Source organism: Nocardia sp. NBC_00403, from assembly GCF_036046055.1.
GTDB lineage: Bacteria > Actinomycetota > Actinomycetes > Mycobacteriales > Mycobacteriaceae > Nocardia.
On the sequence record NZ_CP107939.1, the window covers coordinates 1,695,502 to 1,707,330 of the forward strand.

The 11,829-nt window shown below is 66.5% G+C and carries 13 protein-coding genes; 7 read left to right on the forward strand and 6 right to left on the reverse strand.

Going from position 1 to position 11,829, the window contains the following annotated elements:
• The first annotated feature begins 58 nt into the window (after window positions 1–58).
• Window positions 59–2,620, forward strand: coding sequence for an ATP-dependent Clp protease ATP-binding subunit (locus tag OHQ90_RS07350; protein ID WP_328408515.1), 2,562 nt, complete (start codon window positions 59–61; stop codon window positions 2,618–2,620).
• Window positions 2,621–2,684: 64 nt separating this feature from the next.
• Here OHQ90_RS07350 and OHQ90_RS07355 read toward each other — a convergent pair whose 3' ends face one another.
• The 5 genes from OHQ90_RS07355 to OHQ90_RS07375 form a co-directional block, all read right to left on the reverse strand.
• Window positions 2,685–3,482: an LLM class flavin-dependent oxidoreductase gene (locus tag OHQ90_RS07355; protein ID WP_328408517.1), complete on the reverse strand. Its 798-nt coding sequence runs from the start codon at window positions 3,480–3,482 to the stop codon at window positions 2,685–2,687.
• A 29-nt stretch (window positions 3,483–3,511) separates the two neighbouring features.
• Window positions 3,512–3,781: an SHOCT domain-containing protein gene (locus OHQ90_RS07360; protein WP_328408518.1), complete on the reverse strand. Its 270-nt coding sequence runs from the start codon at window positions 3,779–3,781 to the stop codon at window positions 3,512–3,514.
• Window positions 3,782–3,954: 173 nt separating this feature from the next.
• Complete coding sequence (locus OHQ90_RS07365) at window positions 3,955–4,641, reverse strand: response regulator transcription factor (RefSeq protein ID WP_328408520.1); 687 nt, start codon at window positions 4,639–4,641, stop codon at window positions 3,955–3,957.
• Window positions 4,641–6,002: a sensor histidine kinase gene (locus OHQ90_RS07370; protein WP_328408522.1), complete on the reverse strand. Its 1,362-nt coding sequence runs from the start codon at window positions 6,000–6,002 to the stop codon at window positions 4,641–4,643. Before OHQ90_RS07370 ends, OHQ90_RS07365 begins: the two co-directional genes overlap by 1 nt.
• Window positions 5,999–6,151, reverse strand: a complete 153-nt coding sequence (locus OHQ90_RS07375) for a hypothetical protein (protein ID WP_328408524.1) — start codon at window positions 6,149–6,151, stop codon at window positions 5,999–6,001. The genes OHQ90_RS07370 and OHQ90_RS07375 overlap by 4 nt, the downstream gene beginning before the upstream one ends.
• On the opposite strand from OHQ90_RS07375, the gene OHQ90_RS07380 reads away from it, so the two are divergent.
• Both OHQ90_RS07380 and OHQ90_RS07385 read left to right on the forward strand, forming a co-directional pair.
• Window positions 6,150–7,052 (forward strand): ABC transporter ATP-binding protein, encoded by a 903-nt coding sequence (locus OHQ90_RS07380; protein ID WP_328408525.1) that lies wholly within the window; start codon window positions 6,150–6,152, stop codon window positions 7,050–7,052. The two genes, OHQ90_RS07375 and OHQ90_RS07380, sit on opposite strands and share 2 nt — an antisense overlap.
• Window positions 7,049–7,912, forward strand: a complete 864-nt coding sequence (locus tag OHQ90_RS07385) for an ABC transporter permease (protein ID WP_328408527.1) — start codon at window positions 7,049–7,051, stop codon at window positions 7,910–7,912. The genes OHQ90_RS07380 and OHQ90_RS07385 overlap by 4 nt, the downstream gene beginning before the upstream one ends.
• A gap of 103 nt (window positions 7,913–8,015) precedes the next feature.
• Here OHQ90_RS07385 and OHQ90_RS07390 read toward each other — a convergent pair whose 3' ends face one another.
• Entirely contained in the window at window positions 8,016–8,651 is a 636-nt protein-coding gene (locus tag OHQ90_RS07390; protein WP_328408529.1) for a TetR/AcrR family transcriptional regulator, read from the reverse strand.
• A gap of 109 nt (window positions 8,652–8,760) precedes the next feature.
• Here OHQ90_RS07390 and OHQ90_RS07395 point away from each other — a divergent pair, with 109 nt between their 5' ends.
• From OHQ90_RS07395 to OHQ90_RS07410, 4 genes are all read left to right on the forward strand, one after another.
• Window positions 8,761–9,408 (forward strand): FMN-dependent NADH-azoreductase, encoded by a 648-nt coding sequence (locus OHQ90_RS07395; RefSeq protein WP_328408531.1) that lies wholly within the window; start codon window positions 8,761–8,763, stop codon window positions 9,406–9,408.
• On the forward strand, window positions 9,408–9,728 hold the full coding sequence (locus OHQ90_RS07400; protein WP_328408533.1) for a DMT family transporter: 321 nt from the start codon (window positions 9,408–9,410) through the stop codon (window positions 9,726–9,728). Before OHQ90_RS07395 ends, OHQ90_RS07400 begins: the two co-directional genes overlap by 1 nt.
• A 461-nt stretch (window positions 9,729–10,189) precedes the next feature.
• The gene (locus OHQ90_RS07405) at window positions 10,190–10,405 is read left to right on the forward strand and encodes a ferredoxin (protein ID WP_328408534.1); all 216 of its coding nucleotides are present in this window, start codon (window positions 10,190–10,192) and stop codon (window positions 10,403–10,405) included.
• Entirely contained in the window at window positions 10,402–11,802 is a 1,401-nt protein-coding gene (locus OHQ90_RS07410; protein WP_328408536.1) for an NAD(P)/FAD-dependent oxidoreductase, read from the forward strand. The genes OHQ90_RS07405 and OHQ90_RS07410 overlap by 4 nt, the downstream gene beginning before the upstream one ends.
• Window positions 11,803–11,829 lie beyond the last annotated feature (27 nt).

The window sequence follows — 11,829 nt, forward strand, 5'->3', positions numbered from 1 at the left end:
CAGTCGAACACTGAAGCGTCGGACGCCATAGACGTCGAAGCAGGAGAGTGAGGGAGCGATGTTCGAGAGGTTCACCGACCGCGCGAGGCGTGTCGTTGTCCTGGCCCAAGAAGAGGCCCGGATGCTCAACCACAACTACATCGGCACCGAGCACATCCTGCTTGGGTTGATCCACGAGGGCGAGGGTGTCGCAGCGAAGTCGCTGGAGTCCCTCGGTATTTCGCTGGAGGGTGTGCGCAGCCAGGTGGAGGAGATCATCGGTCAGGGCCAGCAGGCTCCGTCCGGTCACATCCCGTTCACCCCGCGTGCCAAGAAGGTGCTGGAGCTGAGTCTGCGCGAGGCGCTGCAGCTCGGCCACAACTACATCGGCACCGAGCACATTCTGCTCGGCCTGATCCGCGAGGGTGAGGGCGTCGCGGCGCAGGTGCTGGTCAAGCTGGGTGCGGATCTCAACCGCGTGCGCCAGCAGGTCATCCAGCTGCTGTCCGGATACCAGGGCAAGGAGCCGGTCGAATCCGGTTCCCGCGGCGAGGCGGGCACTCCGTCCACTTCGCTGGTGCTCGACCAGTTCGGTCGCAACCTGACCCAGGCCGCGCTCGAAGGCAAGCTCGACCCGGTCATCGGCCGCTCGAAGGAAATCGAGCGCGTGATGCAGGTGCTGAGCCGCCGCACCAAGAACAACCCCGTGCTGATCGGCGAGCCCGGTGTCGGTAAGACCGCTGTCGTCGAGGGCCTGGCGCAGGCCATCGTCAACGGCGAGGTCCCCGAGACCCTCAAGGACAAGCAGCTCTACACCCTCGACCTGGGTTCCCTGGTCGCGGGTAGCCGCTACCGCGGTGATTTCGAAGAGCGCCTGAAGAAGGTGCTCAAGGAAATCAACACCCGCGGCGACATCATCCTGTTCATCGACGAGTTGCACACGCTCGTCGGTGCGGGCGCCGCCGAGGGCGCGATCGACGCGGCCTCGATCCTGAAGCCGAAGCTGGCCCGTGGCGAGCTGCAGACCATCGGTGCGACCACCCTCGACGAGTACCGCAAGTACATCGAGAAGGACGCCGCACTCGAGCGCCGGTTCCAGCCGGTGCAGGTCGGCGAGCCGACGGTCGAGCACACCATCAACATCCTCAAGGGTCTGCGTGACCGCTACGAGGCGCATCACCGGGTGTCCATCACCGACGGTGCGCTCGTCGCCGCCGCAACGCTGGCCGACCGCTACATCAACGACCGGTTCCTGCCGGACAAGGCGATCGACCTGATCGACGAGGCCGGTGCGCGCATGCGCATCCGTCGCATGACCGCTCCGCCGGACCTGCGTGAATTCGACGACAAGATCGCCGATGCGCGCCGGGAGAAGGAAAGCGCCATCGACGCGCAGGACTTCGAGAAGGCGGCGCGCCTGCGCGACAAGGAAAAGCAGCTGGTCGCCAAGCGCGCCGAGCGCGAAAAGCAGTGGCGCTCCGGTGATCTCGACGTGGTTGCCGAGGTCGACGACGAGCAGATCGCGGAGGTGCTCGCCAACTGGACCGGCATCCCCGTCTTCAAGCTCACCGAGGAGGAGACCACCCGTCTGCTCCGCATGGAGGACGAGCTGCACAAGCGGATCATCGGCCAGGAAGATGCCGTCAAGGCCGTCTCCAAGGCGATCCGCCGCACGCGCGCCGGCCTGAAGGACCCGAAGCGTCCCTCCGGTTCGTTCATCTTCGCCGGTCCGTCCGGTGTCGGTAAGACCGAATTGGCCAAGTCGCTGGCGAACTTCCTGTTCGGCGACGATGACGCGCTCATCCAGATCGACATGGGCGAGTTCCACGACCGCTTCACCGCATCGCGGCTCTTCGGTGCCCCTCCCGGGTACGTCGGCTACGAAGAGGGCGGCCAGCTCACCGAGAAGGTGCGCCGCAAGCCGTTCTCCGTGGTGCTGTTCGACGAGATCGAAAAGGCACATCAGGAGATCTACAACACCCTGTTGCAGGTCCTCGAGGACGGTCGTCTCACCGACGGCCAGGGTCGCACGGTCGACTTCAAGAACACCGTGCTGATCTTCACCTCGAACCTGGGTACCTCGGACATCTCCAAGGCCGTCGGTCTGGGCTTCACCCAGAGCAACGCCGAGGGATCGAACTACGAGCGGATGAAGCTCAAGGTCAACGACGAGCTGAAGAAGCACTTCCGCCCCGAGTTCCTCAACCGCATCGACGACGTCATCGTCTTCCACCAGCTCACGACCGAACAGATCGTGCAGATGGTGGACCTGATGATCGGCCGCGTCGCCGTGCAGCTGAAGAACAAGGACATGGCGATCGAGCTGGCTCCGCAGGGCAAGGCGCTGCTGGCCAAGCGTGGTTTCGATCCCGTGCTCGGCGCCCGGCCGCTGCGCAGGACCATCCAGCGCGAGATCGAGGATCAGCTCTCGGAGAAGATCCTCTTCGGCGAGATCGGCCCAGGACAGACCATTGTGGTCGACGTCGAGGGCTGGGACGGCGAAGGCTCGGGCGAGGACGCCAAGTTCACCTTCACCGGCAAGGCGACGCTGACCAAGGAGCCCGCGACCGAAGAGAAGCCGGAAGTCGTGCTGACCGCCGCAGGCGAAGGCACCACCGAGGCAGCTGCTTCGGGCGAATAAGCTCCAGCCGCATCGAAAAGGCCTTCCCCCACTGGGTTTCCAGTGGGGGAAGGCCTTTTTCGTGCTAGTGCGCGAACCTGGTCAGCATCGGTGCGAAGTCGCGGGCAAGGTCGCCGGGGACGACCAGTTCGTCGATTCCGTATTTCTCCCTTCGGGATTCGAGCACATCGATGATCGCGGCCGGATCGGAATCCAGCACACCCGCTGCCCCGCCCGCCCGCAGTTCGTCGGCGGTGAGGCCGAGGTGTGTGCCGAGCCAATATGGGAGCCGGTCGCCGATGCCGACCAATTGGTGGGTGAAGCGAATGTCGCGATCGGTGTTGTCGCGCACCACGCGCACCATCTCGGCCAGCTGTTCCTCGGTGGCCTGCGGGCTGGCTGCCAGCAGGATGCGGTCGGCGAATTCGGCTGCGGCGGAAAGCATTCGCGGGCCATTGGCCGCGACGACGATCGGCGGGGTCGGGTCGACCTGTGCGCGCACCGCGGCGACCGTTGCGGCGAGGATGCCGCGCCGCTCGCTTGCCGAGCCCCACGGCATGCCGAGCCGGCCGGCATCCGAGCGGGCCTCCGGACGCCCCGAGCCGATGCCGAGCTCGAACCGCCCGTCGGAAAGCAGTTGCAGCGCTGCGGTTTCCCGCACGGTCGTGGCAGTGGTGCGCAGGGGTGCGGCAATCACATTGGGGCGCAGCCGCACCGTGGTGGTCACCGCGGCCGCGGCCGCGAGCGCCGGGAAGGGCGACGGGGTGTTGAGGGTGTCCGGCATCAGGATCGTCCGATAGCCCTGTTGCTCAGCGCCCTGGACGGCGCGCACCCAGTCGGTTCCCGAGCGTGGGCTGAGGACAATGCCGAAATTCATGCTCATGGTGGGGTCTCCCGTGATTCGGTGCAGGATCAGCTCTTGGCGGGGCGCTTCGGCTCACGCAGCACGGCCAGCCTGCTGCGGTACTGATCCTCGGTGATCTCGCCGCGCGCGAACGCGGTGCGCAATGCGCCGATCCCGCTCTGATGTCCGATGAATCGATGGCGGACGACGAAGACGACGACCATGAAGGTGACCCAGAACAGGAGCGGGAAGATCCAGAAAAACGGCCATGGATGCCAGCCGTTGTCGTAGTGATCGGCCAGGAAGGTCAGGGTTTCGGGTTGGGTGAAAATATTCATGCCGAAAGCCTGCGCCGCACACCCCTACGGGGGCATCGGCCGCGCGGCGCTACCTGCCCTACGTCTGGACGCGTACGAAAATGCCCGTCCGACAGCGCATCGGTGCCGAAATACCCGATGTTTGCCGCGGCGGAATGCGAGCCGCTGCGAGGCGGTGACCGCGGTGTTGCTCGCTATTGCCAGCCGGGGCGGACCAAACCGGATTCGTAGGCCATGACGACGAGCTGGGTGCGGTCGCGGGCGTCGAGCTTCATCAGGATTCGGCTCACGTGGGTGCGGGCCGTGGCCGGGCTCATGAAGAGGCGCTCGCCGATCTCGGCGTTGGTGAGACCCTCGGCAACCAGGGTCATCACCTCGCGCTCACGGTCGGTGAGTTCGGTAAAGGCCGCGGGCGGCGGTTGTTTCGCGTGTGCGGAGAATTCGGCGATCAGGCGGCGGGTGACACCGGGGGACAACAGTGCGTCACCCGCGGCGACCACCCGGACGGCGCGCACGAGGTCGGCCGGTTCGGTGTGTTTGACCAGGAAACCCGTCGCACCCGCGCGCATTGCCTCGAAGACGTACTCGTCGAGCTCGAAGGTGGTCAGCACGACGACCTTCACCTCGGTGAGCTTCGGGTCCTCAGCGATCATTCTGGTGGCGGCCAGTCCGTCGAGGATCGGCATCCTGATGTCCATCAGCACCACGTCGGGGGCGAGCCCGCGGGTCATCCGCACGGCCTGTTCACCATTGTCGGCCTCACCGATCACCTCGATGCCGTCCTGGGCATCGAGCAGTGCGACGAAACCGCCGCGCACCAGCGCCTGATCGTCGACGACCAACACCCGGATCGGCGCCTCGGTTGCGCGATGGTCTGTCATCACACCTCCTGAGCGGTGGAACCACTGGGGTTGTCCGCGTCCTCGGTCGGCACGCTGGCGGGTAGCCGGGCCGCGACCCGGAATCCGCCGCTCGGCCGTGGGCCTGCGGTGAGTGCGCCGCCGAGCGCGTGCGCCCGCTCCCGCATGCCGATGACGCCGTTGCCCCCGCTGGATCCGGACCGGGTGCCGGTGGGGCGGGTGTTGTCGACGGTGATGTCGACCGAGTCCGCGGTGTAGCGCACGGTCACCGTCGCCGCAGCGCCCGGCGCGTGCCGTGCCACGTTGGTGAGTGATTCCTGGATGATCCTGGCCGCTGCCACGTCGATGACGCTCGGCAGCCGGTGCGCGGTGCCGATGATCCGGGTGTCGACGATCAGTCCGGCGGCACGGGCCCGCCGCAGGAGGGTGTCCAGATCCTCGATGCTCGGCGCGGGCGTCCGTGGCGCTGGAGTGGGGCGAAGTGGTGGCGGTTGTGATTCGGACTGCCTGCTGTCCGGGTCGGTCGAATAACGTTGCGCGCGTTTCGAATCGCGGCCTGCGGTGGAGCCGCGTGTGGTGCCGTCGGTCCGCTCGAGCAGGGGCTCGGCCTGCGCCTCGGCGGCCGTCGCACCGGTGCGAATCGCGTGCAACAACGTGTGCACCTCGGCCAGTGCGTCCTTGCTCGCGGTCTTGATCGCGGCCAGCGCCGACTCCGCCTGCTGCGGTTTCTTGTCGAACAGTTCCAGCGCCACCGATGACTGCACATTGATCAGCGAAAGGCTGTGGGCCAGCACATCGTGCAGCTCGCGTGCGATAGCGAGCCGCTCCTCGCTGGCCCGCCGCTGCCGCTGCGCCTGCTCGTCGCGGCGGGCGGCTTCGGCCCGCTGTCTGCGCGCCACCAGCACCGCCTGTCGTTGCCTGATGCCCTCGGCGATCGAAACCAGCACGCCGAGCCAGGCGATCATCCCGAAAGCCAGCCACGGGTCGGCGGGGTGCCCGATCAGCGCGGGCAGTGGCCAGACCAGTGCGAGATAGCCGATCGGCACGAGCGGATAAGTCCACCACCGCGACCCGATGACTGCCGCGGAAATAAAGGCGATCACCAGCGAAATGAAGATCGGGCCGTAGCCGTAGCCGCGCAGCAGATACACCGCACAGGACGTGATCGTCACAAGTAGCACGGGCAGCGGCTGTGATCGGCGCAGGAGCAGGGCGATGGGTCCGACGAGCAACAGCGTGTAGCCGAGCACGTCCAGCGAGTGCACGCCGGTTTGGCGCATGTTCGCATTGCGCCCACCGGCAAGCTGGATCACCCCGACGACGAACGCGAGGCCCCAGTCCCGAACGACCGGGCCACGTTTCGATTCCCCTGGCGCTGTCACCCCTGCAGCCTATTAGGCCGCTGCGCGCTCAGCGTCCGCCGCGCTGCGTATTTGCCGGGTACGTCGCGGACGTAGGCCTGGATACGTACGTCGGCCTGCGCCGCGCGGCGGATGTGGCGGACCTGGTCGGGGGCGGATTCTCGGGGCATGACAGATTCCATCGTGGTCACCGCAGGGCTGACCAAACGCTACGGCGCCCACACCGCCGTCGACCGCGTGAGCATGAATGTCGGGGCCGGTGAGATCTACGGATTCCTCGGCCCGAACGGTGCGGGCAAGACGACCACGTTGCGCATGCTGGTCGGCCTGATCCGCCCGAGCAGCGGCACCGCGACCGTGCTCGGCCATACGCCGGGTGACCCGGCGGTGGTCCGCCGCATCGGTGTCCTGATCGAGGGCCCCGGCTTCTATCCCTACCTGTCCGGCCGCGACAACCTGCGGGTGCTCGCGAAATACCGGGGCCTGGACCGTGCCGCTGTCGACGAGGCGCTCGACCGGGTCGGACTCGCGGGCCGCGCCGACGACAAGTTCCGCACCTATTCCCTCGGTATGAAGCAGCGCCTCGGCGTCGGCGCGGCCCTGCTCGGCCGTCCCGATCTGCTGATCCTCGACGAACCGACGAACGGCCTCGACCCGCAGGGCATGGCCGAAATGCGGGAGCTGATCACCACTCTCGCCGGTGACGGGCACGCGGTACTGCTGTCGAGTCACATGCTCAGCGAGGTGCAGGAGATCTGCGACCGCGTCGGCGTCATCTCCGGTGGCAACCTGCTCGTGGAATCCACTGTGGCCGAATTGCGTGGCGCCTCTTCACTCTTGCTGCGTGCCGAGCCGCTCGAATTGGCCTTCCCCGCGGTGCGACAGGTGGTCGGTGATCGTTCAGCGCTGTTGACGGCGGGCGGCATTCGGATCGAATCCGGTGCCGACACTGCTCCCGCTGTCGCCCGCGCGGTGATCGAGGCAGGCGCGGATCTGCTGGAACTTCGAATCGATGAAAAGTCCCTCGAAGAAGTCTTCTTCGAAATGACCCAGCTGGAGGCGGCGAAATGAATGGGCAGGCAAGGAAGGATCTGCTGGCGAGCACCAGCGCTGAGCTGCTCCGGCTGCGGAAGTGGCCTGCATTCTGGATCATTCTCGGCACCTGGATTCTCTTGAATCTTACGTTCTCGTACCTGTTCAACTACCTCGCCTACAGCTCGGGCGAATCGTCGCGTATGTCGAACGGGCAGCCCAAAGAGGTACTGCTGCAGCAAATGTTGCCCGCGGCCGTCCCGGAAGTCTTCACGCAGGGCATGGCCATGTTCGGCGGCGCGTTGATGCTCATCCTCGGTGCCCTGAGCATCGGCAGCGGATATGGGTGGGGCACCTGGAAGACAGCGTTCACCCAGGGGCCGTCGCGGATCACCTCGCTCGGCGGTGCGGTGGTGAGTCTGGCATTCGTGGTTGTGGCGCTGGTCTGCGTCGCTTTCGCGGCGGATATCGGTGTCGCGTCGATCATCGCGCTCTCGCAGTCACAGTCGCTCGCGCTGCCCGGTTTCGGTCCGGCGGCGAACGGAATCATCACCGGGACAGCAATTCTCGGAATGTGGACGCTGGCAGGTGCGCTGATCGGCGCAATCGCCCGTGGTCCTGCGCTTGCGGTAGGTCTGGGTCTGGTGTGGGTGCTGGTTGTAGAGAATCTGCTGCGCGGTGTCGCCGGAATATTCGAGCCGATCAAGGTGATCACCGATCATCTGCCCGGCACGGCGGCAGGATCGATGGCCGGTGCGATGCGCACGGTGCAGGGCCCGGCGACGCCGGGTGTGCTCGACACTCTGTCGCGAACCGAGTCGTTGATCGCGCTCGCCGGCTATATGGCCGTGTTCGTTGCGGGCACATTGTTATTGGTGCACCGGCGAGACATGGTCTGATTGTCGGCGGAATTCGGAATACCTCGAAACCGTTGGCGGACAACAGTTCGTCAGCGGTTTCGGCATGTTCCCGCTTGCCGGGCCGAGTGGTGCGGAATTCCGATCAACTCGTGGCCGAGCCGATGACGAAATGAGCCAGCCTGCTCAGCGCCTCGGCAATGTGCGCCGCGCTCGAGCCGCGTTCACGTTGATGCTGAAAAACCTCGGCGGCCAATGGCGCGAGCAGCGGATCAACCAGTGCGTCGGGATCTGCGACGCCCCCGGCGACAAGCAGCGACCGCACATGCAGATACCAGAACCCGTATGCACCGGTGCGGAACCGCGCCCCACCACTCTCGGCACCGAGCACCAAATGCGCATGTGCTTCGAGCAATTCGACCATGGCCGTGTAAAAGGCCGCGAGCCGCTCGTCCGGCGGCGCGCCCGGCCCGAGCGGCGCAGCGCCGCGCAGCAACTTCTCCTGCAGCGCGCGCTCGTGCTCGTCCAATAGCGCGACGGCGATCGAATTCTTGTCCGGATACCGGCGATAGAGCGTGCCGCGGCCGACGCCTGCCGCCTTGGCGATGTCATCCATCGTCACGGTGCGCGGATCGCGGGTGGCGAACAGTTCGGCGGCGGCGGCGAGGACCTTGGCGCGATTGCGTGCCGCGTCGGTGCGCTCGGTAGGCGCAGGCGCGATCGCTTCCGGCGGTGTCGCACTCGACGAAATGCCGGTGAGCAGGTCGGATCGGGGGTCCATGTCTCCGACTGTAGTCGATTCGAAGATAAGTGGACAAGATGTCCACTTAGCGCTAACCTCATTCTCGACACGAAGCGGACATGATGTCCAGTTAGTTGGAGGCCTGACAATGAGCACACTGCTGCACCTCGACGCGAGCGCCCGCCGTCACTCGATCAGTCGCGAGGTGAGCGCCGCGTTCGCCGATGCCTGGCGCGCCGAGAACCCCGAAGGCGGTTATCGGTACCGGGATCTGGCGGCTGATCCGGTGCCGTTCATCGGCGAGGCATGGACCGAGTTGTGCGATGCGGTGCTCGCCCTCGGCAGCACCGACCTGGATCGGCTCCCGGAACTGGTCCGCACCCCGGCCCAGGCCGAAGCTTGGGCGATCGTCGCCCCGCTGCTGGCAGAGCTACTGGCCGCCGATGTGATCCTGATCGGCACCCCGATGTACAACTACTCGATCCCCGCCTCGCTCAAGGCGTGGCTCGATCAGGTGACCTTTCCGCGAATGTCATTGGGACACCGGCGTTTCGTCGTAGCCACCGCCCGCGGCGGCGCCTACTCGCCGGGCGCTCCCAAGGCCGCGTTCGACTACCAGGAGCGCTATCTGCGCGACTTTTTCGCAGGCCACTTTGCGGTGCACGACACCGTCTTCGTCAACGCCGAACTGGCCAACTCCCGTCAGGACCCACTTCTGGCGACAAAGCGCGGCGAGCACGACGCGTCCTACGCCGCCGCCATCGACACCGCCCGCAACCTCGCGAAGCAGTACTGATGAACTGGATCGTCCTCGGCGTGGCCGGCGTGGTGGAGATCATCTGGTCGCAGAGCATCAAACCCACCGAGAACTTCACCCGCCTCATCCCCACCGTCATCTGCTTCATCCTGGGAGCCGTAGCGGTCTACCTACTGTCCCGAGCCATGCAGACCCTCCCCGTCGGCACCGCCTACGCGATCTTCACCGGCATCGGCGCCGTCGGCGCGATCGGCCTCGGCATCATCGTCAACAAGGACCCGCTCAGCGCAGGCAGAATCCTCTCCCTATCCCTGATCCTCGGCGGCATCGTCCTCGCCCGCGTCACCAACCCGGACTGACAAGCTGAAGGGCCCGGCTCATGTTCTTCGCGCAACGTGACAACTGCAGGGTGGGAATCGAGCTGCAGCCCCACGCCGCCGCACGCAGATGGTGATCTTGCCGGGAGTGAATGGGATTTTCGGCGACTACTACCGGAACCCCGGCCCGGCCGCCCAAAGGGACGCGACGACGAGACGAAGCAGGCGCTGACTCGAGGCGGCGGACCTCTGCCTGTTTCACCACCCTGCTCGACACCATCGCTCAGCGCCGCAGCGCCGGCAAAGACACGGTGCGGGATTGCAGCGAAGCTGGTGGTGCCTCCGTGCGGAAACGCCGTTGACGGGACTCTTTTGCGGGTGACGGCGGGACTCATATTCCTCCGGCGCCCGGCGTACGATAGCGGTGGCTGATCCGGGGTCGGTGGCCCCGCCGGTCGGCGACCGAGGTGGATGCGAGGAAGTGGCTCACAAGGGAGCTGAGTATGCGCATCGTAGTGGATCTGAACAAGTGTCTGGGATACGCGCAGTGTGTCCCGCTGGCGCCGGATGTGCTGAAGCTGCTCGGTGACGAGGCGCTCGCCTACGATCCCAACCCTGATGAATCCCAACGCCAGCGGGTGCTGAGGGCGGCGGCGGCATGTCCGGTTCAGGCAATCATCGTGGAGACCTACACTCCCGCTGAGGGTGACCCGATGTGAGCGCGGCATCGCTGGTCGCCGAGCTGGTGGCAGCGTTTCGCGCGGAAGGCCGCATCGTGATCGTGGGCGCCTCGCTGGCCGGGTTGCGCGCCGCGGAAGCGTTGCGAGAGCGCGGTTTCCGCGGCAAGCTCACGGTGATCGGCGACGAGCCGCACGAGCCCTACGATCGTCCGCCGCTGTCGAAGCAGGTGCTCGAGGGATGGGTACACCCCGACCACACCAGGCTCCCGCGACGGCGGGCCGTCAACGCCGACTGGCGGCTGGGGGTGGCCGCCACCGGCCTGGATCGGGTCAACCGCCAGGTGCTGCTGGCCAACGGGGACAAGGTCGACTACGACCGGCTGCTGATCGCCACCGGGGTGCGGGCACGGCCGTGGATCAATCCTCGAGAAGCCGCGCTCGAGGGTGTTTTCACAGTTCGCACCTGCGATGACGCCACACGCCTGCAGGCCGCGCTGCACGCCGGCCCTCGGCGGGTCCTCATCATCGGGTCGGGATTCATCGGATCGGAGATGGCCTCGGTGTGTTGCAAGCTGGGCCTGCCGGTGACAGTCACCGAACGCGCCGACGGGCCGCTGGTCGGCGCGCTGGGCGGGGTGATCGGTGATATCGCCGCCAGGATGCAGCGCGATGCGGGGGTCGACCTGCGCACCGGGGTCGCGGTCGAGGCGCTGGAGGCAGATGACGGCGGCCACGTGCGGCAGGCTCGGCTTTCCGATGGAGCCACCCTCGATGTCGACGTCGTGGTCGCGTCACTGGGCTCGATCCGCAACGTCGAGTGGCTCGAGGGCGCCGGGCTGGCCAGCGGCTTCTGGGGGGTGGGTTGCGACGCCGGCTGCCGCGCGTTCGACATCAACGGCGTAGTGACCGACAACATCTTCGTCGCCGGCGACATCGCGCGCGCCCCGCACGTGCTCTACGAGTACCAGTTCATCTCCATGGAGCACTGGGACAACGCGGTGTCCGGAGCTCAGGTAGCTGCCAACAACATGATCAACCTGGAGACCGAGCGGTGCCCGCACCTTCCGCTGCCGATGTTCTGGTCGGCCCAGTTCGGCGTCAACATCAAGGGTGTGGGGGTGTGCTCGTTCGGCGACGAGATCGTGTTCACCCAAGGTTCGCCTTGCGAGCGCCGCTTCGCCGCCGCGTACGGCCGTCAGGGGCGCATCGTCGGCGCCGTCACGTTCGACCACGGCAAGTGGCTGGACTACTACAGCGCTCTCATCGAGCGGTCGGCGCCGTTCCCGCCGCCACCACCGGGCTACGACCAGCCTGCGGGCGCGACACCGATCCCGGCGCGCTTCCCGGATCCGCGCGTGCCCACCGAGATTCCCACCGTCGTGCTCACCGGCCACGACCCGACCACGCGGGGTGCCGAGTTTCGTCGGCGGAGCTGACATCGCACGCCACTGCCCACCGAATCA